Source organism: Persicimonas caeni (assembly GCF_006517175.1).
In the GTDB taxonomy this organism is placed as follows: domain Bacteria; phylum Myxococcota_A; class Bradymonadia; order Bradymonadales; family Bradymonadaceae; genus Persicimonas; species Persicimonas caeni.
Genome location: NZ_CP041186.1, coordinates 4,951,518 through 4,974,345, shown reverse-complemented (window position 1 = coordinate 4,974,345; position 22,828 = coordinate 4,951,518). Strand labels below are relative to the sequence as shown.

The 22,828-nt window shown below is 63.9% G+C and carries 15 protein-coding genes; 5 read left to right on the top strand and 10 right to left on the bottom strand.

What is annotated here, in order from left to right; all coding sequences use genetic code 11:
• The first annotated feature begins 43 nt into the window (after positions 1-43).
• A complete protein-coding gene (locus FIV42_RS18325; protein ID WP_141199087.1) occupies positions 44-1,054 on the top strand; it encodes a 3-oxoacyl-ACP synthase III family protein in 1,011 nt (336 codons plus the stop codon).
• A gap of 98 nt (positions 1,055-1,152) precedes the next feature.
• Here FIV42_RS18325 and FIV42_RS18320 read toward each other — a convergent pair whose 3' ends face one another.
• Positions 1,153-1,596 (bottom strand): Dps family protein, encoded by a 444-nt coding sequence (locus tag FIV42_RS18320; protein WP_141199086.1) that lies wholly within the window; start codon positions 1,594-1,596, stop codon positions 1,153-1,155.
• Between the two features lie 150 nt (positions 1,597-1,746).
• On the opposite strand from FIV42_RS18320, the gene FIV42_RS18315 reads away from it, so the two are divergent.
• Positions 1,747-2,352: a hypothetical protein gene (locus tag FIV42_RS18315; protein ID WP_141199085.1), complete on the top strand. Its 606-nt coding sequence runs from the start codon at positions 1,747-1,749 to the stop codon at positions 2,350-2,352.
• Here FIV42_RS18315 and FIV42_RS18310 read toward each other — a convergent pair.
• From FIV42_RS18310 to FIV42_RS18300, 3 genes are all read right to left on the bottom strand, one after another.
• Positions 2,342-2,857, bottom strand: coding sequence for an NUDIX hydrolase (locus tag FIV42_RS18310; protein ID WP_141199084.1), 516 nt, complete (start codon positions 2,855-2,857; stop codon positions 2,342-2,344). The genes FIV42_RS18315 and FIV42_RS18310 overlap by 11 nt on opposite strands.
• Before the next feature lie 90 nt (positions 2,858-2,947).
• A complete protein-coding gene (locus FIV42_RS18305) occupies positions 2,948-4,375 on the bottom strand; it encodes an aspartate aminotransferase family protein (RefSeq protein ID WP_141199083.1) in 1,428 nt (475 codons plus the stop codon).
• Between the two features lie 44 nt (positions 4,376-4,419).
• Positions 4,420-5,364, bottom strand: a complete 945-nt coding sequence (locus tag FIV42_RS18300) for a hypothetical protein (protein WP_141199082.1) — start codon at positions 5,362-5,364, stop codon at positions 4,420-4,422.
• Between the two features lie 382 nt (positions 5,365-5,746).
• On the opposite strand from FIV42_RS18300, the gene FIV42_RS18295 reads away from it, so the two are divergent.
• Both FIV42_RS18295 and FIV42_RS18290 read left to right on the top strand, forming a co-directional pair.
• Positions 5,747-6,007 carry a hypothetical protein gene (locus FIV42_RS18295; RefSeq protein WP_141199081.1) on the top strand — a complete coding sequence of 87 codons (261 nt, stop codon included), beginning with the start codon at positions 5,747-5,749 and terminating at the stop codon, positions 6,005-6,007.
• A gap of 281 nt (positions 6,008-6,288) precedes the next feature.
• On the top strand, positions 6,289-7,617 hold the full coding sequence (locus FIV42_RS18290) for a hydroxymethylglutaryl-CoA reductase, degradative (protein WP_141199080.1): 1,329 nt from the start codon (positions 6,289-6,291) through the stop codon (positions 7,615-7,617).
• Between the two features lie 103 nt (positions 7,618-7,720).
• Here FIV42_RS18290 and FIV42_RS18285 read toward each other — a convergent pair whose 3' ends face one another.
• On the bottom strand, positions 7,721-8,284 hold the full coding sequence (locus FIV42_RS18285) for a hypothetical protein (protein WP_141199079.1): 564 nt from the start codon (positions 8,282-8,284) through the stop codon (positions 7,721-7,723).
• A gap of 290 nt (positions 8,285-8,574) precedes the next feature.
• Positions 8,575-10,518, bottom strand: a complete 1,944-nt coding sequence (locus FIV42_RS18280; protein WP_141199078.1) for a hypothetical protein — start codon at positions 10,516-10,518, stop codon at positions 8,575-8,577.
• Positions 10,519-10,981: 463 nt separating this feature from the next.
• Here FIV42_RS18280 and FIV42_RS18275 point away from each other — a divergent pair, with 463 nt between their 5' ends.
• On the top strand, positions 10,982-11,944 hold the full coding sequence (locus FIV42_RS18275) for a transposase (protein WP_168210744.1): 963 nt from the start codon (positions 10,982-10,984) through the stop codon (positions 11,942-11,944).
• A 41-nt stretch (positions 11,945-11,985) separates the two neighbouring features.
• Here the strand turns inward: FIV42_RS18275 and FIV42_RS18270 are convergent, their stop codons facing one another.
• From FIV42_RS18270 to FIV42_RS18255, 4 genes are all read right to left on the bottom strand, one after another.
• The gene (locus tag FIV42_RS18270; protein ID WP_141199076.1) at positions 11,986-12,528 is read right to left on the bottom strand and encodes a macro domain-containing protein; all 543 of its coding nucleotides are present in this window, start codon (positions 12,526-12,528) and stop codon (positions 11,986-11,988) included.
• A gap of 103 nt (positions 12,529-12,631) precedes the next feature.
• Positions 12,632-13,774: a hypothetical protein gene (locus FIV42_RS18265; protein WP_141199075.1), complete on the bottom strand. Its 1,143-nt coding sequence runs from the start codon at positions 13,772-13,774 to the stop codon at positions 12,632-12,634.
• On the bottom strand, positions 13,774-18,639 hold the full coding sequence (locus FIV42_RS18260) for a DEAD/DEAH box helicase (protein WP_141199074.1): 4,866 nt from the start codon (positions 18,637-18,639) through the stop codon (positions 13,774-13,776). The genes FIV42_RS18265 and FIV42_RS18260 overlap by 1 nt, the downstream gene beginning before the upstream one ends.
• Positions 18,632-22,774 (bottom strand): hypothetical protein, encoded by a 4,143-nt coding sequence (locus tag FIV42_RS18255; protein ID WP_141199073.1) that lies wholly within the window; start codon positions 22,772-22,774, stop codon positions 18,632-18,634. The genes FIV42_RS18260 and FIV42_RS18255 overlap by 8 nt, the downstream gene beginning before the upstream one ends.
• Positions 22,775-22,828: the final 54 nt, after the last annotated feature.

Below are 22,828 nucleotides of genomic sequence, written 5' to 3'. Positions count from 1 at the left end.
TTAGACTGGAAACCTGCAGTCACGCCTTTGCCCACGGAGCGTCATGCCCACTGTGATCGCCGGTACCGGACACTACGTGCCCGAGCGTGTGGTGACCAATGAAGAGCTCGCCCCGCTGTTGGGTACGACAGCCGACTGGATCGAAGAACGCACCGGCATTCGCGAGCGCCGCTATCTGGGCGCTCGCGAATCGGCCTCGACAATGGGCGAGCACGCTGCTCGTGCGGCGCTCGAGAACGCGGGGTGCTCTTCGCAGAGCATCGACGCGATCATCTTCGCTACGCTCTCTCCCGATGTCACCTTCCCTGGCAGCGGCGTCTTCTTACAACGAAAATTGGGACTCGCACCGATCCCTGCGCTCGATGTGCGCAACCAATGCTCGGGCTTTCTGTACGCCCTTTCGGTGGCGAACGCCTGGCTGGCGACCCACACCTACGAACGGGTGCTCGTCGTCGGCAGCGAGGCACACTCGCCGGGGCTCGACTTGAGCCCGGAAGGACGTTCCGTCTCGCTTCTGTTCGGGGACGGCGCAGGCGCCGCCGTACTCGAGTGGCGAGACGACGGCGATGCCGGGGTCATCGAGGTGTCGCTGGGCGCCGACGGCAAGGGCGCCGAGGCGTTGTGGTGCGAGGCGCCAGGCTCGACGAGCCGGCCGCATATCTCGTCGGACGATCTCGAGGACGGTCGCCACTTTCCCCACATGAAGGGACGCACGGTCTTCCGAGACGCCGTTCGCACGCTCGAGCGTGAGATCACGGCACTCTTCGACCGGCACGGGGTCGGCGAGCATGACGCTGCAACCGCGCTCGATGACATTTTGCTCGTCCCCCACCAAGCCAATCGGCGCATCAACGAGATGGTCGCCAAGAATCTGGGGCTGCGCGACGATCAAGTCGTGCATACGATCGATCAATTCGGCAACACCACCGCCGCAAGCTTGCCGATGGCGCTCGATATCGCTCGGCGAGATGGACGCGCCCGCTCGGGCCAAATGGTGGCGATGGCCGCCTTCGGCAGCGGCTATACGTGGGGCACGGCGCTTCTACGCCTGTAGAACTGCGCCGCCCAGATACATCACCAAGAACGCAGCACGCCCGCCGTCAAAACCGACGGCGGGCGTGTACGACCTGAGGCTGATTCAACCCTTCGGGTTTAGTCTTTCAGGAAGGTGCGATACATCCACAGGTTCTCCTCCTGGGCATCGACGATCCCGTCGATCACGTTTGCAGTGGTGCGATCGCGATCTTCCTCGGCGCTCTCGATCAGGTCGATGCTGTTCTCGTTGAGCGCTTGGATGTCGTCGACAAGGTTCTGGACCATCTCACGCCAGTTAGGCGTGCCGGTCTCTTCGTTGAGGCGCGCGTTCTCGACGAACTCGCCCATCGTCGAATGCGGCTTTCCGCCCAGCGCCAGAATGCGCTCGGCGATGTCGTCGGCCCATTCGGCCGTCATCAGGTAGCCCTCTTCGAACTTCTCGTGCAGCTTGAAGAACTCGTGGCCCTTTACGTTCCAGTGGTAGTTGCGCAGCTTCTGATAGTACACCATATAGTCAGCCAGAAGCGTGTTCAGATGCTCAATCGTCTTTTCGGTCGCCATCTTTTCCTCCGTACTGCAAGTGTGTGCTTCGTTGGTGGTCAAACCTTTGTTAAAGATCGTTGCGGCATCAAGCTATGCTCGAGTCGACTAGCGTCAAGCACGAGTTAGAGAGATTCTAAATACCCTTCGGGCACCGCGCCTTGGAGACGTATGACAGAAGTTCGAATCGCATATACGACGGTCCTCGAAGAGCCGCGCACAGGGTGGTTGGGCGAGGCTTTGCGGTGGATGGGAAAACACCCGATTCTAGCGGGACTTGTCGGTGGACTGGCCGCCGTGCTGTTTGCGGTGGCGCGTGCATTCGAGGGGGTGCGATCCGCACCGTTCGACGCGCTGATCATCTCGGCGATCGTGGTGATCGTGTGGATGGTGCTGTTCTACTTTTTACGAGGATTCTTCACTCGTCAGGCGCTCCGCACCGTCGAGGTGCGCCGAGACATCGAGGTGACCGACGAGGGGTTCCGGTGGTTACAAGACGATGAAGAACTGGTGAAGATCGAAGAGCCGCGCTTCGAGCTCTTCTCGACGCCCGTCCCCGACGAGAAGCTCGACGAGCGAAAGCGCGATCAGCCCTGGCCCGTCTGGCTGGTGGTGAGCGGCCGCGACGGCCGGTTTGTCTTGGAATCGAAGATCACCGCCGGGGAGGCGAGTGAGTACCCGAAGGTGGATGACGAGGTCCTCGAGGCGACCGATGAGGCGCTTCCGACCGGATTGGCGTCATCTCTGTTGAGCTGCGCAGGCCGAGTCACAGACTAGAGCCGACACCCTCTTCCTCGAAGCTTTTGCGGTACAGGTAAGCATCCCAAGCGTGGATGGCCTCTTGAAGCACCCGACGCTCGGCGTCGTAGCTGATGGTGCGAAGTGCCTCCGAGAACGGATACCACACCGCCTCGTCGACCTCGTGGTCGTGGTCGGCCACATCGCCGCTGGTGTACTTCATCAAGAAGAAATCGACCGTCTTGCGCACGCGAATGCGGTTGCCGCTCTCATCGTCACGGCGGGTGTACCAGTACTCGACGTCGCTCAACTCTGAGAGCACGTCGCCGTTGCATCCGGTCTCCTCACGCGTCTCACGGATCGCAGCTTCTTCGGGCGTCTCCCCTTCCTCAATGCATCCCTTCGGCAGCCGCCAGCTCGGATTTCCACCGCGCGTGGGGATCTGAACCAGGCACACGAGGTTTTCGCCTTCGACTTGGCGAACGAGGACGCCCCCAGAGGAGTGTTCTTGTTCGTTGCTTTGGGATGAGGACTTGGTCGCCATGCGCTGCTTCGGAAGATGGATGCAGGTGAGTGGAAGCTTATTTCAACCCCTTCTGATTAAGGCGAAGTCAGCGACACGTCAAGTTTTGTCTCATTGTGCCAACGTCGATAGGCCCTGCTCGAAGACCTCGAAGAACCCGTCCAACTGCGCGTCAGATATGACGAAGGGCGGACTCAGCGCGAGCACGTTGCCGTACACCCCCGAGGGGAGTACGAGGTAGCCGTGTTTGCGACAATAGTCGGTCAGCGCCAACGCCAGCGCTCCGTTAGGCTCGCGTGTCGCCGCATCCTCGACCAAATCGATACCGAGCATCAATCCGCGCCCGCGCACGTCGCCGATGACTGTCGGAAAACGCCTAGCCAACCCATTCAATCGATCGAGCAAGGCTTCGCCACGCTCGCGCACTTTGCGCGGCCACTCTTCTTCGACGATCGTGGCGATCGCCGCCTTCGCCATCGCGCAACCGAGTGGGTTCCCCAGGAAGGTCGATGTGTGAATCGCCTCTCCGGAACTCAGGCCCCACGAGCCCATGACCTCCGGGCGGCCGATCGCCGCCGAGATAGGAAAGCCGCCGCCCATGGCCTTGCCAATGCACATGATATCGGGAATCACGTCGACGTGCTCGCAGGCGAACAGATCACCCGTGCGTCCCAGGCCGGTGTAGATCTCGTCGAAGATCAACACGAGACCAAACTCGTCGCACAGCTCGCGAAGCCCCGCCAGAAACCCGGGCGGAGGAACGACCTCGCCGCCGCGGCCTTGCAAAGGCTCGACGATGATGGCGCCAATCCCCTCGCCGCCACTTGCCGGGTGGGCGAGGATCTGTCGCAGGTGCGTAAGAACTGCCGACGAGACTTCCTCGGCCGGCGTTTCGGGATCGAGCCCAAAGGGCGGCCGATACGGATCGGGAAAGGGCACGTGCTGGACGTGCGGGCTCAACTGATCGAGGAACGGCTCACGAAATTCTTTGCGATAGGCCGTCGCGCTCAGCGCGCCGTACGAGAGGCCGTGATAGCCGCCCCAAAACGCGATCACGCCCGGCTTTCCGGTGTGCATCACCGCCGTCTTGAGCGCTGCCTGCACGGCATCGGCGCCCGAGAGGCCAAAGATCGACTGGCGCAAATCGCCCGGGGCGATCTCGGCCAGCAAGTTGCCCAGTTCGACTTTGACGCGACTCGGGTAGACATCGCCCATGGCGTGGGTGAGCCGTCCGACCTGCTCGCGGGCCGCTTCGACGACCTGGGGCGGATTGTGGCCCAACCCGCATACCGCGAAGGCCGCGGTCAGGTCGACATAGACGTTGCCGTCGACGTCTTCGATATTGGCGCCCAGCGATCGCTCCCAGACAATCGGGTCCTGAGGAACACCGGTCTCGCGCTCGCGGCGAGCTCGCCGGGCGGTGATTGCCGGGCACTCACTCTGGGCGAGGTCACTGACCAGTTCGATCGATTTGGGGCCGGGGATCTCGGTTTGCAGCGACGGCAACAGTGCACCGAACGCGGAACTTGTCTCAGACATAGGAGGGGCCAGTCGTGGTACAGGAAGGCCTGTGGGGCACAAGCTTAGAAGTTGAACGCCCCCGATAGCATCGGCACCGGGGTAAACTCACGGCTCTCGTCGATCACCAAGGTATTTTGGTCGTCTTGGCGACGAATGAAGACCAAGGCGAACTGCAGCGCGCTGCTCCCGTTCGACCAGGTGCCTCCCAACGAGATCGTCGGGCCTTGCCCATGGGGAAAGCTCGAGTCGAACTCGGGATCCTCGAAGCGAGCGCGCCGCGACTCCAGATCATTCCACTCGCTGTTGTCTTCGACGCCGAAAAACGTCCCCCAGCTACCGCCGAGGATATACTCGAGATTGACCGAAAAGCGGTCGCTCACGAACCAATTGGCGCCGAGCGTGGCGGCGATCCAGTGGCCACCGGCCGGCAAGGTGAGGTCGACCGTTTCGACCGGGCAGCTCTCTGCCTGGAACTCCGAGCGCGTGCAATCGTCGCCGTAGCGGTCGTAGCCGGCGAACAGGGTGGCAAATCCGAGCAGCCCGCCGCTCAAGACCACCGTATCGCTGGCGTGGAAGTCGGCGAGCACGCCGCTCCCCAATCCGTACTGGTAGGTGTCGAGGTTCATCGAACCGTTGGCCGCGACGCCAAAGGGGAGCACCGAAACGATCCAGTTTCTCGATTCGTGCAGTTTGTATTTGCCCGACACCGACGTAATGAGATCGCCATCGCCGGCCGGCAGCACCACGCCCGCGGTCACGGCGAGTCTGTCGCTCGCCCCGTAGGTGATCAAGTTGCCCAGAAAATTGTAGTTGGAGTACGAGAGCGTCCCTTCGGAGACGGTCTGTGCCATCGGCACGAGCACGTTACGGTCAGCCACCGCGCTGATCTTTCGGCGCTGGTCGACCGGAGCAAGACCTAGATTCTCGGTGTAGAACTGATCGGCGCTCGCGGCTCCTCGGCGCCCGAAGTCGGGATCGCGGGGAGTCGTCGCGAGTTTTCCCGACACAAACACATTGGGCCGGACACCAGCGGGAACACTGTCTGCTTTTGGCTTGTCACTTCGAGCTTTGTCGGTGGTCTGTTCGGCCTCCACAGACTCGGGTGTCTCGGGCGCAGGAGCGGCCCCGTCAGATTGAGCAAATCCCGAGGCCGGAACACCGAGCGCTGCGAACAGCGCCAGTAGACAGCCTCCTACACATGTCGGACATCGCATCGAGGACTCCGTATCGCTCACTTATCAGGCATCCATCAGGCATGCTGCGCCGCAAATATCCCTACAAATGCCAGTCATCTGCGGGAAACTTCCGCGCGCGCGTGAAACGCCGTATACTCGACGCGACACGCAAGTCATGCTCAAGCTACCATCTTGCCGATCTCTCGGTGTCAATATGTATCAGATTGTGATTGTCGACGAAAACGCCGAAGTCCCGGTTCCCGGCGCCCGCTCGGACCACCAGTTTCGCGTGCCCCAAATCGGCGAGCATATCCTCGTCAAATGGCGCGGCCAGACCAAGGTGTGCGAGATCGAGGACGTCTGGACCCACGTCAACCTCGACCAAAAACAACCCTACCAAGGCGCGGTTCAGGTGCTGGTACGCTGGTCGAAGGGGATTGATCCGCAATTGTATATCCGGCGGTTCAAACGCTGATTTGGTTCGGGAACGAACCTTTTTTGAACTGCGTTGTCCTGCAGAGTCTCGACGACTCGTGACGCGCATTGACGACTCATCGGCCGATATCGACCACTCGTCGGAAAGTCGTTGAGACAGTGCGCGACAGTGCACTAGTTCCTACCGTGGAACAAATGTGTCACGGACGGTGACCCGGCTGCATCTTAGCTTCTGAAAACGACGGCCCAAGCGGCCCGGCGGGTTACCCGAGCGTTGAAAATAGGACAACTAACATGTTGCAGTTGCGATCAGATTCACCGATGAGCAAAGTCGATCCCGACATCGATTCGACGACCGAAGAGTCGCGGCCGTCTAGCCGCATCTCGGGCTTTTACCGAATGTCGATGGACGAGCGTCTCGAGTGTCTGCTCGACCATGGGATCATCGACGAAGAGGACGCGAGCATTCTCCGTGAGCGCGACGGGGGCCTCGACCGCGAGACGGCCAACAAGATGGTCGAAAACTGCGTGGGCGTCTTCGAGTTGCCGTTGGGCCTGGGACTGAACTTTACGATCAACGGCAACGACTACGTGGTACCGATGGCCGTCGAGGAGCCCAGCGTGATCGCGGCGGTGAGCCACTGCGCCAAGATTGTGCGGCAAAGCGGTGGGTTCGAGTCCGAGTGCAAATCGAACGTGATGATCGGCCAGGTCCAGGTGGTCGGCTGCACCGACTTCGAGGCGGCCCAGGAGGCGATCCTCGCCCATCGCAGCGAGTTGGTCGAGCTGGCCAACTCCTTCGAGCCGAACATGGTGGCGCGCGGCGGCGGCGCCAAAGATATCGAGGTGCGCATCCTCGACGGCGGCGACTACCGCAAGATGCTGGTGGTCCACCTACTCATCGACGCCGTCGACGCCATGGGCGCCAACCTGATCAACACGATGGCCGAGGGCATCGCCCCGCGCGTCGAGGAGTTGACGGGCGGCAAGGTCTTCCTTCGGATTCTTTCGAACTTGGCCGACAAGCGCCTGGTGCGATCGCGCTGCAAGATCCCATTCGGCGAGTTGGCCTGGAAAGGCTACAGCGGCCGCGAAGTCGCCGAGGGCATCGCCTACGCCAGCCAGTTCGCCGAGACCGACCCGTACCGGGCGACGACCCACAACAAAGGGATCATGAACGGCATCAGCTCGGTGTGCATCGCCACCGGAAACGACTGGCGCGCGGTCGAAGCCGGCTGCCACGCCTATTGTTGCCGTGACGGTCAGTATCGCCCCATGGCGGTATGGTACATCGAAGACGAGTGCCTCGTCGGCGAACTCGAAGTGCCCATGCAGGTCGGCACCGTCGGCGGCCCGATTCGGCTGCACCCGACGGTCCAGCTCGCTCATCGCGTGCTTCGCGTCGAGACGGCCAGCGAACTGGCCGAGGTCATGGGCGCGGTCGGATTGGCTCAGAACTTGGGTGCGCTCAAGGCGCTGGCGACCGAGGGCATCCAGCGTGGCCACATGTCACTGCACGCGCGCAGCGTCGCGGCAACCGCCGGCGCTACGAGCGACGAGATGAGCCAGCTCGTCGAGCGCCTCATCGAAGGCGGCGACATCAAGGTGAGCCGCGCAAAGGAGCTCTTGGTCGAGCTTCGCTCGGAATGATCGAGCAATCGAGCGATTGAGGAATAGCAAAAGCCCCGGCCGTGGGAGTAGCGGCCGGGGCTTTTCTCTTTCTTGCTCGTTATGTTTATGCGCTCTCGCCCTCTCACTGCACGTACGACGAGATGCGTTCGAGGACGCGGGCGTTTTCCTCCTCTTTTTGACGCTCGAGCAAGGCCTCGTAGCCAGCGTAGCCGCCAAAGCGACCCAACGAGACGACCGCCGCCATGCGGATGTCGGCATCCTTTACATCGAGGTACTCGGCAACTTTTTCGGCGCCCTGCTCTCCTTCGACCTGGGCGTAGCTGACGAGCACGACCGAGAAGAGCGGGTCCTTCGTGCGGGTCTGGCCCATCAAGTCGCTGATCGCCTGCCGAGCGCGGTCGTCGCTTCGGTACAGCGCGAGGCACTGAATGGCGCGGGAGCGCACGACCTGGACCTCCGAACTCGTCGTCGCGATTTCGACGAGGTCTTCGACCGGGTCGGCCGAGTACTCGCGGAGCTCGAGGCGGCTCAGGACAAAGCCGTTGCCGGCCAGGTATTTGGTCAACATGTCGCTGCTGGGGACGACATCTCGCTGGGTCTCTCCGTTGGGAAGGTACTCGGCGAAGGCCGGCGTCGAAGCGACGAAGGCGACAAGAGCGATCAAAATGGTGACGACTTTCCGCATGGCTAACTCCCGTGAGTGCAGGTTGCGTCGGACACTGGGGATAAAGAGCAACTGCCATGCCAACGGGCGAAAAGCCTCCGAATAAATCCCACGAAAGAGCATGTCCACCTACAGGGTAACCGCTATAGGCACATATGCACACTCTGTGAGGGGATGTAGGAGAGACACCCACAAAGGAAGACACCACCAGACACGCGTGACAGATTGTCACACCTAGCCTTCAAGTTGGAGAGTCGCGACCCCGGATCTTACGCGGACATCGATGATGAAGGGCGAACGGAAGGTACGGCTCAGACGCCGGCGTCTCCCACCGAAGCACGCGCACCGGTGGAGAGTTCGGCGGCGTCGAGGTCGGCGTGGTCGAGCGTCTCCGCTGCCGGAGCTTGGTGGCGTTGCAGCATATCTTCGAGTCGGCGCTCGAGCACCGCGTGAAAGCCGTCGTCGTCGCTGGTGGTCGTCCCCAAGAGTTCGAGCAATGCCTGCAACTCGGGATCGGCGACAAAGTGCATGATCAACCGAGGCTGATGAGTTTCGCCACTCACGACTTGGCCGACAATGCCACGACGCAGAGCGCTGGGCTCGCGAGTGCCGTTGAGGATCTCGCTCATGCGCCGCCGGTCGAGCAAGGCGGAAAGAATGCGCCGGTTGAGCTGGCCACGATCGGCGTCGGTCGCCCACCGAGCAAGCGGCGACAGGTCGATCTGGAAGCGTCGGCTAACGTCGATGCCCGGGAGATCCCGCGCGGCGGTGACGGTGATGGCGAGCAGTTCGAGGATGTGGGCCGGCTCGAGGTACTCGAGCCAGTGAAAATTCTTCAGACAGGCATTCTCGACCAGCCGGGCGAGCGCGGCGATGTCAGCCTCGCAAGACTGACCGACCAAGCTTTCGACGAGCGCCATACTGTGCGCAGTGATCTCGGGTTCGAGGCTGGGAGGCGCGCCCATCGGACCCGGCGTGGTGCCCCTGCGCCAGGCGCCGCGGAGTCGGCTGAGCCGATCGGCGAGGTAAGAAGCGTCGCCGGCGCGGCGCCAGCGGGCGCGCTCGAAACGACCCAGGTCGGCCTCTCCGTCCGACAACCCTTCGCGCTGCCCGGCGAGGGCGAACTCTTTGAGCTCTTCTTCGAGGCTGGTCAACGTGTCGCGGGTCTTCTGGTTGAAAGCCTCGGGCCCCATGGAGGCAAAGTCGCACACATTGACCAGGTGAAGGCAATAGTGGGCGTAGCTCATCGCCTCGCGGAGGGTGCATTCGCGCACCTCGGCCAGCTCGACGCAGGGCCCGCGCAGGTACTCGATCCAAGGGCTCATGCTGGCAAAGGGCATGCCGCCGCACACATAGTCGATGCAACGGCCGCGAATCTCGATGAGCGCCGAAGCGAGCTGCAAGAGCGCGGGTTGGGAGCGAAAGATGGTGAACTGGCGCAGGAAAGCCTCGCGCGCCTCGAAGGTAGCCAGCGTTTCGTCGCCGCCAAAAGCAAGTGCGGCACGCACCACGGGAATGAGCTCGAGGCGAGCCATATTCTGGGCCAAGCCGCGCTCGAAGCCGCGATCGCGCTGCGAAAGTCGAAAGCTGCCCTCCCCGAGCGGGTTGGGAGCGTCGGTGGACTCGAGTGCCGCGAGCATCCACAGGGCATTGCTGCGACGCGAGTCGACCGGCACCGGTGCTTCGAAATTCCAGGAGGGAAACGTGACCAACAAGCGCTCGGCGAGGGGAGTTGGAATGGCATCCTCGCAGAGCTCGAGGGAAGCCGCCAAGGCCACGGAGTCGTCGATGAGGCGGCTTCGCAGCTTGTCTTCGGCCAACTCCAAGAGCGATGCCAGCGCATGCTCGATATCGACCACCTCGGCGATGGCAGCCACGACGGGGTCGTCGGAGACAGGTGGCTGGGGCTCGCGCGGGGCAGGACGCTCGGTGGCGACCGGCTGTGCAGCGAGGCGACGCTCGATCATGGCCGGGCTGAGGGCGTCGACCGAGCGGGAACGCGCCAGACGTTCGGCGACCTGGGCGGCATCGGCATCGCCGCGGGTCCAGTCGAGAAACGCACCGAGCCATCCCAACGCCTCGGCCAAGTCGCCGGTCGCGTGGGTGCCCGTGGTCCCCAAATAGTTGAGTAGAGAGTGGCTCAGAAGGCGCAACGCCGAGGTGCGGTCGGACGTCGTGGTGTCCGAGTCCGCCGTGTCGGCGTGCATCAGCCTGCAGAAAAGATCGGCGAAGCGATCTCGCTCGTCGCGTGTCATGGCCATCCCTGGTGGTGCTACAAACTACAAAGCAGCCCGCTCCTCCCTGAGCAGGGCTTGTAGGAATGGTAATCGGGAGATCTGGGCAAACTCAAGGGGTTTCTTGACAAGCCAGCCGGCGGATGGGGCTGAAAACGGCGAAAAGACGTCGCCGCTCGAGGCAATCTTGCAGGTACCGCCGACGCATTGGGCGGGTGGGGGCGCAGCTGCTCGGATGGCGAAATATGCCGGTCAGCTTAGCACACTCGCAAACAGAGAATGCCCCCCGATCTCGCCCACCCCCTACACGGTGTCAGACACCGTGTGGACCAGTATTTATGCGCGTCTGAGCACGATCTTGTGCGCGCTCGATCACCACGCCTCCCAAAATTTTTCGCCCGATCACGCAACGAATCGCCCCTTTTTGCCGAAAACCATAGTGAGGGCTGTTGATGAACCTTCACCACGTTACGGAGAACGGCACATGGGACACCCGCTTCGAAATCAGGAAAAGGACGTCATCTACGAGCTGAGCAATCGCACCCTGCACCAGATGTACGCGCTTTTGCCCGAGGAGCAGGTCAACGCCATCATCTTGGGGTTGCTAGCAAAGTACGCCTGGCGCTACAGCGTCGAAATCTTCGCGTTTTGCTTCATGTCCAACCACTTCCACATGCTGGCGCGCTCTAAGAAGCTGCAGCTGCACCTGTTCATGCGCGACTTTCAGAGCCAGCTGGCCAAGAAAATCAACGCTTTGCGCAACCGCACTGGCACCTTCTGGGAGCGCCGCTACACCGCGACCAAAGTGATGGACGACGAGGCGATGGTCGACCGACTGCGCTATATCGTGTGCAATCCATGTGAGTCAGGCCTTATGCGCCACCCGGAGCAGTGGCCGGGGCTGTGCTCGTGGGATATCCACAAGTCTGGTGAGCCCATGGTGGGAGAAGTCGTCAACCGCAAGACCTATTGGGCGGAAAAGCGCAAACGCAAGAACGAGTACAAGACCGAAGCCGAGCTCATCGAGATGGCCACCGAGCGCTACCCGCTCGAGATGGCGAAGCTCCCGCAATGGAAAAACCTCGACGATGAGGCCTATCACCAAAAGATCGTCGAGACGTGCCACGAGCACGCCGGTGAGCTGGCCAAAAAGCGAAAAAGACCGCTTCCCAGCCCCCAGAAGGTACTCGATGTAAAATGGAACGAGCGCCCAAAGAACCCCAAGAAAGCGCCCCGCCCGCTGTGTCACGGCGGCGACTGCAAGCAGCGCCAGGCCTATCGAGAAAGCAGACGCCTGCTCGTCAACGGCTACCGAGAGGCCATCGCCAAGTGGCGAAAGGGAAAGTCGACAGTCGAGTTTCCCGACGGCACAATTCCGCCGGGCCACCAGTTCTGCGTGGGTGGGAGCACGAAGATACGGCGCGAGCCGCCAGCTAAGACCTCCTGATTCCTCCAACGGGGGATGGAAGCAGCGCGGGCAGCTGGTATCTAAATCTGGATTTCGAGATCTACGCGCCCCCCATATTCGGCGTCGATCCGCCCGTGCACTGCGTCCCAGCTGGGCTGGTCGAAGACGTACAACTCGCAGGCATATTTGCGGGGGTGTTTGGCCCATGCTTCGAAGATGAGCCGAAAGGACGTTGCTGCATCTACACCGCCAGTTCCCGCCCCCAGCAGCGGAATTGCGACACGAGCGACGTCGAGTTCATCTGCACGGAGGAAGACGCTCTCGGCAGCAAGCCGCACCGATTTCTCCGACGCTGACCAGTAGGCGTGCAGCGCGGCTGCATGCAGCATGTACTTGGCCGGAAGTTCGCCGGCACCAGTCACCGCCACCCCACCCAACGGCAGCAACCCCATTCGCCCGACCTGGCGGAACGGCTCGCGCCCCGCAGCCTTTCGCAGCGCCTTGGAAACTCCCTGAGGAATCAGCAACCAGTGAGGGATGAAGTTGCGATTCCACGCATTGACCACTGCGTCGGCGTCGCATTGAGCAATATCACCACGTCGAACAGTAAATTTTTGCGACATGCTCCTCCCTCAACACGGTGTCTGACACCGTCCTAAATCACGAAAAGACCACAAAAAACATGGTGTCTGACACCGTATTGGGTGGGGGCGTGTTTCACATGGATCATTCGCCCAGCGCCTTGCGAAGCTGCTCGCCAATCTCGGCGGGTTGCAACAGCTGGTCGCCTTCGACGAATGGTAAGCCTTGCTCCTTGGCAAAGTCGGGAAGACTCGTCTTCGAGCCGTGATCTCGCAGCACGTCGACCGTGGCGGCGTCAGCCGGTCGGATGTTGGCGAGCAACTCCGAGAGTTCGCCCGCGACCGGGCAGGTGGGGGTCGTCTTGCAGACCATGGCGATATGCAGGCCGCGGTCGCGCTCGACGACGGCGCTTCCCAGAAGCATCCACGCGGGCCAACCGGACGCTTTGCGCGACGCCTGCTCGCCGAGCACTTCGTTGTAGCGCGTCTGCATGCCCGACAGCCCGGACACTTGCTCGGTGACCTGAGACAGCGCGCTGGAGATGTCGCGGTCATAGATGGGGCGTGAACTCCACGCGCCTTCGGTGCGCCCCAGGCGTAGCTCGACGCGAGCCTCGTTGTGGCCGACCCACTGCCAACCAGTGAACGTATCTTCACCCGACCGGTAGTTCAGCCCCATGCCCATGGTGTGGCTGGCCGCGCGGGTGAGCACCTCGCTCAGTCGGCCCACGTCGACGCCGGTTTGCTCCGACAGCTCGCCCATGAGCCCGTCGGTGAGACCTGGCAAGGCCAAGGACGGAACCAGGTTTGGGTCGACCGTCTGCTGAAATCGCCGGATTTCGACCGACGGAAACATGCGGATCAGCGGCGAGAAACCCTCGACGTACACGAGCGCGTCGGGCTGGCTCGCGCCGGGCTCGCGGTGGGTGATGATGGTGACGTTGCCCTGCGACGACCACTGCCACTCGTCGAATTCGAGCGGCACCGACGAGACGAGCGTGCCGGCCAAAGGCACATCCTGGCGCTTGACCGTTTGCGCCTCACCACCACCAGCCTCGTCCTCTTCCTCACCCGCCTCCATCGACTCGGCGATCGCTTTTTCGTAGTTGCTGTTACCGGGAGTTCCCTCGGATTCGCCCTTCTCATTCCCCGTGGGCCCCGAGAGTTCCGGAAACGGAGCCCTGGCGTCGAATGTCGGAAAGGGCAACTGGCGAGGGCCGTCGGGGGCGCATGCCGACGCGAGCAGTACACTCGTTGCAACTAAGTAGTGAAGAAGTCCGACTTTCATCACTCGCCCCCCGGGATTTCCGTCTGCTCGATCCCCAGACGCAGCCAAGCTGCGGCGAGCGGCAAGAAGACCCACTGCTCGGGCTTTTCGACCAGCGCTCCTGCGATCTCTTCGTGCTTGTCGGTCGCAATCGGCAAGTAGACGCGGGGATATTGGCCTCCCGAGCCCGGTTGCGGCTCGAGTTCGCCCCAGATCAACCGACGGTCGTCGCGGCCGAAGCGCTCGCGCCAGGTGAGCATCTGCTCGCCGGTCTCGACCGTGCTGGCTTTGGGGAGCGCGGCCGCCGTCATCATCCGGCCGGTCTCCGGGTGCCAAAAGAGTCCCGAGTCGACGCCGGCGTGCTTCAACAGCAGCGCGAGTAACAGAGTCTGTGACTCTTGGTTACCCAGGCGATAGAGCAATGTGCGAATCGGGCCCTCAAAGGCGTGCGGCTGGCGCTTCGACGCAAACGGAATGCCCTGCACGAAATCAGTGACAAAACGCGTGAGCGTCAGGCGCCCTTCGGGGGTCGTCAGGTCCGCGTCGCTCTCTTGTGCCAAGAGGTCAGCCAAGGGGCCCAGGGCCGCGTAATTATCGCAAGCGACGGCCAGCGCGAGTTTCTGGTAGGCGATGACCGCCTCGTCGCGCAGGAGATTGGCGTCCGAGCCGCTCGGGATCTCGTCACCCGCTTCGAGCGACCAAACCATAGCCGGGCGCCCCCAGATCGTCTGGTCGTCGAGCTCGAAGGCCGGATTATCGAGCTGCTTGGAGACCCAAGCGAGGTGCTCGGCGAATGCCTCTTCGCCAGCGTCGGGCTCGGCCGTGTACGTTCGCGCTTTAGCTGCCGTCTTGCGACCGATGCCCACGTCGCACATCGCCTCGGTGCCGTCGTCGAGCATCCAGCGATGCTTCGTCCAGATGAGGTCAGTGACCGTGCCGTCCTCGCTGTACCAACACCGACCGATGTCGAAGACGTCGCCCTCGCCCTCCTCCGAGCCCACACCGAAGCTGCCGCGACGCTTCCCGCCGGTGACGCTGCCTTCAGGGCGAAGCCTGCTGTCGAGCCAAGTCAGCGCACGCTTGCGCGCTTGCTGGTCGCGCTCACGCTCCGAATCCTGAGGCCCCTTATCCGTGCGTCGACGTCGCCCAACGAGCTCGTCTTCGTTGGCCCAGTAATCGTACCGAGCGCGCAGCCGGTCGTGGTACAGGACGCGCTCGAGGTAGACGCGACACAGCCGGAGCAAAAGCTCGACGCCGTCGCGATGGATGGCCTGCGCCGCCCCGTTGCCGCCAAGATGCGGGTCGTACAGGTAGAAACCGTCGTCGGAGCCGAGCACGTACTCCGTGTCCGGGTTGTCGGCGGCGATGTGGAGCGCGACCTGAATGTCGACGTCGGAGCCGCGGTACATCGAGGGAAGCACCGCGCGCATCGCCGCGGCGATGAGACGCGCGTCGCGCAACTCGAGTTTCGGGCATGCCGCGTCGGCGACGATGTCGAGATGGGGGTTGGCGATGATGCCCAGCGCGACCGTGCGCACGGTGTCTGACACCGCGTTTTTTGCCCCTGCAGACATGGTATCAGACACCGTGTTTTTGCCCGACATGGACATGGTGTCAGACACCGTGTGGGCCGCTTGGGAGGCGGTGTAGAGCAGCTTTTGGCGCACCGCAAAGTTGTGCGGGTCGAGGCGGAATGTGGCCAGGTGGCGCGTGCGACACTCGACCGGTCCCAGGGAGACCGACACCGGGTAGTCGCCGATGAAGACCGGCTCGGCGTCGTGGCCCTCCGAGGCGGCGCCTTCGACCGAGCCGTCGCGGCCCTCTTGGCGCTCGCCGGGGAGTGCTTCGGAGGCGCGCAGCGGGCGGAACCAGCTTCGCCGCCGCGGACTCGACACGTCGTCGTTCAGGAAGGGCTCGACCAAGATGTCGTTTTCGCTGACCGCGCCTCCGTCGGCCTGCTTGGCCGCGTCGGCGGCCGCGCCGACCACCACGTAACGTCCCTGCGCGGTCTCGAAGATGCGCCCCGGGTAGTACACATGCCGCGCGCTGATGCGGTCGGTGACCTCCACGATCGTCAGGTTCGTGCGGTCGCGGATGGCCACCGTGGCGCCCGACGGGCGCTCGACCTGTGAGACCTTCGGCGGCAGCAGCACACCCTCGCTCCGGTCTGATCTGCCCCGGTCCGTTCTGCCCCGGTCCTCCTCGCCCTCTTCCGAGGCCACCGCCTTGGCCGGCACCCTCACGTACATGTTCTTCTCGTAATCGTTCTCCTCGGCGTCCAAGTCCGTGCGCGACTCGTGAACCAACAGGCCGCTGTCGGCCAGTCGACCCAGCGTGTGGACCGTGGTGTTGCCGAAGACGTCGAGGATATCGGCGACCTCCATCCACGTGTCCACCAAATCGGCCGACAGGTGCGCCTCGACCGCTCGTCCGAACGGCGCGCGGACCACCGGTCGCGGCAAGGTCTCGACCACGTCGGCCAGCGACGAGTTCGGGTTGAGCTCGGTCAGCGCCATGCGCTCATCCGGGTCGACCACGCTCACGAACGCAATCGGCACCGGCCGGTCGTTCGCGGCGTCCTGCTGCCCACTCGTCTGCCCATCGGGCTGGAACCGCACCCCGGCGTGCAACAGATGGTCGATCTCGCGGCGCACCGTGCTCACGTGCCCTGCCAAGAAGACCACACCGGCGTCCAGCGGCGAACTCACGTCGTGCTGCGGCTCCTGCTCGAGCTTCAGGTTTTGCCGCCCCTTTCGCCGGTGCGCGTCGCCACACGTGCGATAGTGCCACGGAATCCCGAGGCGCTCGCACGACTCGATGAGATCGTGCACCGACAGCGACTCGCCCGACTCCGACACAAAGTCCGACAGTTGGTAGAACAGGTGGTAGCGGCCCGGCTCGGCGTCAGTCAGGGCGGCGAGGCCGCCGCTATCCAGGCCAAGATGGCCTGCCTCCGATTTTGCGGTTTCGTCGGCTTTGGAGGCAGGGCTTCCAGCCCTGGGAACGGAGCGACGAGCGCGGCCGTACTCGAAGACCCGCGTGACCGCGTCGATCCCGCACAGCGTCTTGGCCCACGTGGGCGTGTCGTGCATCGAGTCGACGCCCAACAGCAGCGTCACCGGCGCGCTCTCTTCGCCGAGCTGGCGCGTGCCCAGAAGCTCGCGCACCCTGAGCGTGAGCCGACGAAACGCGAGCTGCATGTGGATCTCGACCGGCCCGCAGAACGACTCGACGTCGTCGACGACGATCAGCCCCAGATTCTTCAGAAACGGGGCGTAGGTGCGCGGCTCGTTCAAAATACCGACCACGAGTTGGCGAAGGCTCGTGACGATGACGTCGGGGATGATGCCCTGGCTCAAGTCGTTGACCAACGTCGAGCCCGCCTGGCGCACGCGCACCGTCCAGCGAAGCGTCGACGGCTCGAGCGTGCTCCGAAGCATCGAGCAGAACCGCTCGGCTGACGCCTCGTCGCGGGTGACTACCAGCGTCGCCCGGGTGTGCACGAGCACATGGTTGCACGCCGCCAGCATCGCCAGCGTCGTCTTACCGCTGCCGTCGGGCGCCAGGACCACCTGGTTGCGGTGCCTCAAGCCCGACTCGTCCTCGATGCCCGCGCCGCCGGTGCGCCCGAGCTCGAGCTCACCTGCGACCGTCGGCGGGTCGACGTGCACGTACGCCTGGTGCGAGAGCGTCTCGAGCACCGCCTGTTGCATGTGCGTCAGGCCGGCTTCGTCGGGCAAAACCTCGCCTAGCAGCGGCGAAATCAGCCCGTGCTTGGGCGCACGCGACGCCGGCTCGAGCGGCTCGACCACGCGCGGCGCGTCGAAGGCAAACGGCTCCTCGACCTGCAGGCGCACCTGCAAATCCTCGAGCACGTTCGACCAGTCGCGCCCCTCGGGGGCCTCCGGCTCCGGCTCGGGCTCGGCTTCGTCCTCGACCATATGCCAGTGGCCGATCAGGTTGACGTGGATGACCCACGACAGCCACAGCACAAGGCTCACCGCAAACATCGAGCTTCCCATGCGGTACGGCTCGGTCGACAGCGTCCCCCACGACCAAATCAAAAACGGCACCGCCGCCACCGGCAGCCACTTCGCCCAGGCGCGATACGACGTGTCGGGCTCGAAGAGCATGCGGCTGCCAAACCAGGTGCGCCAGCTCTTCAAGACCTGTCGGTTCTCGATCTTCTCCGCCAGGTTCGAGCCGAGCTCGCTTCCCAGCACGATGCGCACGATTCGCCCGGCCCACCACCAGATCGTCATCCACAATCCGGTCGCCACCAGCGCGCCCAAATACGGGAAACGCTCCAGCGGCAGGTACCACTCGAGCTCGGGGCGATCGCCCATGATCAGGTACTGCCAGGCCGGGTAGCCGTCGCTCAGATCGAATTGGTAGCGGAGCAGCGGCTCGCTCACCCGCCCGAACACGTAGAGCCCGGCGACGATCAGCCCCGCCCACATAAACGACGGGCCGATCGTGGCGACGACGACCGAAATCTCTTCTTCCTCTTCTTCGCCCTTGGCCTTGTCGTCGCTCGACGAGACCAACGACATGATGAACTTGCCGGCCGCGCCGACCACCCAGCGGATGATCAAAAACGGCAGCATGACGATGAACAGAGCCACCGCAGGCAGCGAAAACGCCACCTCCTGGCCGAGCATCGACACCGATTCCTTGGGGTCCTTCTCGAGCTTCTTGTTCAGCCGACGCTGCATCGCCCAGGCCACGCCCATCGCCACCGAGCAGACGCCCACGACGATCATGCCGCTTCCGAGCGGCCCGATATGGCGAGCGAGGTCGAAGACGCCGGCGGTGAACTGCCACATCTGGTCGATGAGCATTTCGATGAGCCGAACGATCATCTCGAAGTAGCCGATATCATTCATCGCTACCTCCTTCGCCGGCTGCTGCAGCCGCCTCGTCGGCCTGGGCCTCGACCTGGCGTGCGATGTGGAAGACGCCGCGGTTGATGCTCTGGCGCAGCGAATCGTAGCCGGTCAGGTGGTTGATCGGCGCGCTCGACACGCCGTGGTGACTCTCGCCGGAGAGCGGGAAAGTGCGGTCGTCGGGCATCTGCGCGCGATGGTGGAACGACTCGAACCGGCGCAGGTTGCGCACGCTGTGCGGGCGAATGCCCTGCACGAGCGACAGCATATACGCCGAGTTCGGCTCGATGGAGGCGGTCCTCACATCGAGGGTGCGCAGCCGCGCCGGCGCGTCCGGCGCGTTGCGCGCCTCGTTGAAGACCGTCTCGAGCCCGGGATGAATCACCAGCGCGGTGCGCGCCAGCACGTCGATGCCGTCGGGGTCGAGCCCTTCGTAACCCGCAAACTTCGCGCCGAAGCCGATATTCGAGAAGTTGGCCATCACGAAGTCCATGAGCCGCTCGCGCACCTCGTCCTCGAAGACGAATTGATCGCTGACCGGCTGGTTGACCAACGCGTCGAATTGGGTGCGCGCGTAACGTAAGATCAAGGGCGTGTCCGACATCGACGCGACGCGCCGCCAGTTGGCAAACCCGCCGACCTCTTCGATGAACCGCTCGAGCATCTCGTCGACCTCGTGGTCACCGCCGATGCGCCGCTCGTAGTAATCGACGAGACGATCCGGCTCGATGAGCTTGTCGATGGGAGCCCGCGAGCGCGAGTCGAAGAGCCGGCTCAAGTCGTCGTCGCCCTCTTCGGAGTCGAGGTCGGTCATCTTGAGCTGTACGCCGAGGTCCTCGGCGTGGCGCATCAAGACATCTTGTTGCAGGTCGATGCTGCGGCCGAGGCGACTGGCGAGCTCCAGGTCCTGCAACACCCGCTCGTAGACCTGCCGTGCGTAGCTGCGCGTAGCGAGCGCGGCGGTGTGGACCAGACGCGCCTCCATGAACGAGCGAATCGACGGGGTGCTCTGCAGGGCGGCCTGGCCGCCGTCGACCACCCGACGCACCGCGTCGGCCATGCTGTCGATGGCTGCCTGGAGTTGCTCGACATGCTTTCGCATATACCAGCGCAGCAAAAAGAAGACGGGCAAGAAGAGCACCAGCCCGCCTACGTACGGCCCGAGCGGGCCCAAGATGACCTCGAACGCGTTCGGGTCGAGGTGCAAGTCGAGCGCCTTGGCGATCGCCCAAGCGATCGGCGCGCCCATCGCAGGCGCCATCAGCCCCCAGATCACCAGGCCGGTGACCATCGCCGAGTAGTCGGGCTTCTTCTGCCCCTCGGCGACCACGCTCGAGCGCGTGCTGCCGACGCTCTTGGTCTTGGGGATATTGTGGTCGAGGCACAAGCTCTCTTTGGAGCGCCGCTCGCCCTCGCGGCCGCGAAGGTGGTCGCGCGCGACGTGATGCAGCTCGCCAAAGCCCGCGTAGGCGCGCTTGAGCCCCCCTTTGCTCGCGTAGTCCTCGATGAGCTTGTCGCCCGCCTTTTTGACCACGCCGAGGGTCTCGCTCAGGTTCTGCGAGGTATCTCGCCGGAGCGCGTCGACCATGTCGTCCATCTCGCCGCGGCGGCGCGTGAAGTTCTGCCACTGCCCGTGGATGCGCTCGAGGAGCCGTTCTTCGAAGGCTTCGTCGAAGAGCGACTCGACCTCGTCGACGGTCGTCTTGGAAGACGCCTCCAGGCGCCCCAAGACCTGGCGCTCCATCTGCTCGGCGGCGCGGCCGGTCTCTTCGCCCAAGCGCTCGGCGGGCTCGGCGACCAACTCGTCGATGCGCGGCGGCTCGATGGGCTCGTTGGAGACGTCGGGCAGCGGGCCGTGCTCGCCGTCCCGGATGCGCTTCATGCTGTGGCGCGCGTAGCGGTTCGCCAGGTACTCGCGGGCGCGCTCGGCGGGAAACTCGATCTCGTGGCACGAAAACGAGGCGAAAAAGTCGTCGCCCTTGGTGCCAGTGGCCGTGCGACGCAGCCACGGGTCGCCCGACAGATCGTTTCGCATCTGGAAATTCAGGAAGTCGCGCGTCTGACGCACCGAGTCCCACACGCTCAACACCGCGTTGTCGGTCACCCGACTGTTGATCATCACCTGCGGGATGCAGCGCTTGCCGCGCGGCACGCTCTCGACCCAGCGGCGAATCCCCTGGATCGACTCGATGATCGCCGCCTCTTCGCAGCGGTTCGCCAACGGGTGCTTGCCGCCGAAGCTGTCGGCCGGATGGGGCATCCAGATGATCGGCACGACCGACAGCGCACGGTCGAAGCCCTCGCGGTAGGTCTCGAAGATGGGGCCGTAGGCGCGCAACAACTCGGCGTGGATCTCGCGCAAGACTGTGCGCATCGAGCTTCGGGCGAACGCCTCGGTCGCGTCGCACACCACGTAGATCGACAATCGGGGCGCGCGGCGCACCGGCTCATTTCGGTACTGCTTGAGAAACGAGAAATCGAAGAGCTGGCGGGTGCGCTCGTTGAGCAGGCTCCGAAGCTCGAGCAGCCCCTCGCTGCGTCGGTTGAGCACGTCCGGGTCGACGATGCTGCTCTCGTCGGGCTCGAAGTTGATGTCTTTGGGCTCGAGCGTGACGTCGCAAAAGAGCTTGTGCTCGAGGTTTTCGGCGCGCGGCGGCGCGAAACCGAGGGCGGTCAGCCGGCTGTCGAGCGCGTCACGCGCGGCATTCTCGGCGTCGGCCTCCTCGACGACGAGCTTTCGCAAAAACGTGCTCGCCGTGTCGTGGAGGGCGAGCTCCTCGTAGCGGTCGTGATCTTCGTCGAGCTCGTCGTCGCCCTCGCAGGCGTCGACATCGAGCGCGCGCTCGGAGATGAGCGGCCGGACCAACAGCTCGCCGAGCACCTCGAGCGACTGGTCGAGCGAGTCGTCGACGCTCTCGCGGCGCCGGGTCGGCTCGAGCTCTTCTTCGGGCGACTCGACCCGCTCGCGCTGCAGGTCGACCCACATGCGCACCAGCCCGCGGTGCACGTGAATGGCGAGTTCGCGCAGCCGGGCGCGAAACTCCCCGCTGTTGGTCTTGTGGATGCGCGAGCCGTCGTCGTGATCGAAGAGCCCGAGGCGAAACGGGCTCACCGCGACCGGCTCGAAGGCCACCGAGCCGCCGTTGTTGAGCTCCTTGGTCGCCCAACCAGTCGTCTCCCAGTCGACCGTCAAAAGCTGGGTGGGCATGATCGGCGAGGCCAGATCGCTCGCCTTGGGCAGAAACGGCGTGGGAAGGCTAACCCGAAAGCGCCCTTGTCCCAGGTCGATGTCACCAAGGGTCGGCTCGTCGATCTGCAGCCTCAGCTCGCGAAGCCACTTCGCCCAGCCGTCCAGCGGCTCGCTCGCAAAGCCTTCGAGGAAGCCGCGCACGTCGTTCGGCTCGAGCCAATCACGCTCGACGGGCACGTGGCGAAAACCCGCCTCCGTCTCCGCAGCCCCGCCCTCCACGAGCGGCCGAAACAGCCACGACCACGGCCACGGGTCTCGCCCCTCGGCGAGCGCGCGGCAGCGGCTGATGCAGGCGAGGACCGCGCGCGGGCTGTGGCCCTGGCGTATGCGGTTGACCAGCGGGGTGATGAACAGATCGAGGTCGGCCTGACGCGCCTTGAGCACCCGAAGCCGCTCGACTGAGGTGATCGGGTCGGGGCTCAGGTTCTTCCAGTCGAAGTAGCGCTGGCGCGCGAAGTCGGTGTCGGGCGTGTCGTCGTCGACCTCCGCATCGGGCACGACTTCGCGGGTGCGGTCCGAGGGCACCTCGACAACGCCCTCGTCGCGGGGCACGGCGACCTGGTAGGTGCCGTTTCGGTAGCGAATCAGCCCGAGCGAGCGCAGGATCACGAAGTCGAGCGCCAGCGACGGCAGGTCGCCGTCCCCGGTATAGCGGGCGATCTCGACGAACTGACGCTCGCCCTTTCGCCACTCGCTCTGGCGCACGTCGCTCTTGGCACGCACATGCACGAGGCGCAGGTTCTTGAGCGACGCGTCGTCGGTCGCCTGCTCGAGCGCCTCCCAGTCCTCGCCCAGGCGCTCGAGGACCGCCAAGCCGAAGCGCCCCACGCCCACCACAATGGCCGGCGAGGGGTATTCGGTTCGGTTTTTGGAACTACGACTCATGAATACCTTACATCATTCGACATCTTCCTCTCCGCTCGTAGCAAAGCGAAGAGG

Coding starts and splice junctions, on each gene's coding strand:
- FIV42_RS18325 (WP_141199087.1), top strand. CDS start 44: ATGCCCACTGTGATCGCCGGTACCGGACACTACGTGCCCGAGCGTGTG.
- FIV42_RS18320 (WP_141199086.1), bottom strand. CDS start 1,596: ATGGCGACCGAAAAGACGATTGAGCATCTGAACACGCTTCTGGCTGAC.
- FIV42_RS18315 (WP_141199085.1), top strand. CDS start 1,747: ATGACAGAAGTTCGAATCGCATATACGACGGTCCTCGAAGAGCCGCGC.
- FIV42_RS18310 (WP_141199084.1), bottom strand. CDS start 2,857: ATGGCGACCAAGTCCTCATCCCAAAGCAACGAACAAGAACACTCCTCT.
- FIV42_RS18305 (WP_141199083.1), bottom strand. CDS start 4,375: ATGTCTGAGACAAGTTCCGCGTTCGGTGCACTGTTGCCGTCGCTGCAA.
- FIV42_RS18295 (WP_141199081.1), top strand. CDS start 5,747: ATGTATCAGATTGTGATTGTCGACGAAAACGCCGAAGTCCCGGTTCCC.
- FIV42_RS18290 (WP_141199080.1), top strand. CDS start 6,289: ATGAGCAAAGTCGATCCCGACATCGATTCGACGACCGAAGAGTCGCGG.
- FIV42_RS18285 (WP_141199079.1), bottom strand. CDS start 8,284: ATGCGGAAAGTCGTCACCATTTTGATCGCTCTTGTCGCCTTCGTCGCT.
- FIV42_RS18280 (WP_141199078.1), bottom strand. CDS start 10,518: ATGACACGCGACGAGCGAGATCGCTTCGCCGATCTTTTCTGCAGGCTG.
- FIV42_RS18275 (WP_168210744.1), top strand. CDS start 10,982: ATGGGACACCCGCTTCGAAATCAGGAAAAGGACGTCATCTACGAGCTG.
- FIV42_RS18270 (WP_141199076.1), bottom strand. CDS start 12,528: ATGTCGCAAAAATTTACTGTTCGACGTGGTGATATTGCTCAATGCGAC.
- FIV42_RS18265 (WP_141199075.1), bottom strand. CDS start 13,774: ATGAAAGTCGGACTTCTTCACTACTTAGTTGCAACGAGTGTACTGCTC.
- FIV42_RS18260 (WP_141199074.1), bottom strand. CDS start 18,639: ATGAATGATATCGGCTACTTCGAGATGATCGTTCGGCTCATCGAAATG.
- FIV42_RS18255 (WP_141199073.1), bottom strand. CDS start 22,774: ATGAGTCGTAGTTCCAAAAACCGAACCGAATACCCCTCGCCGGCCATT.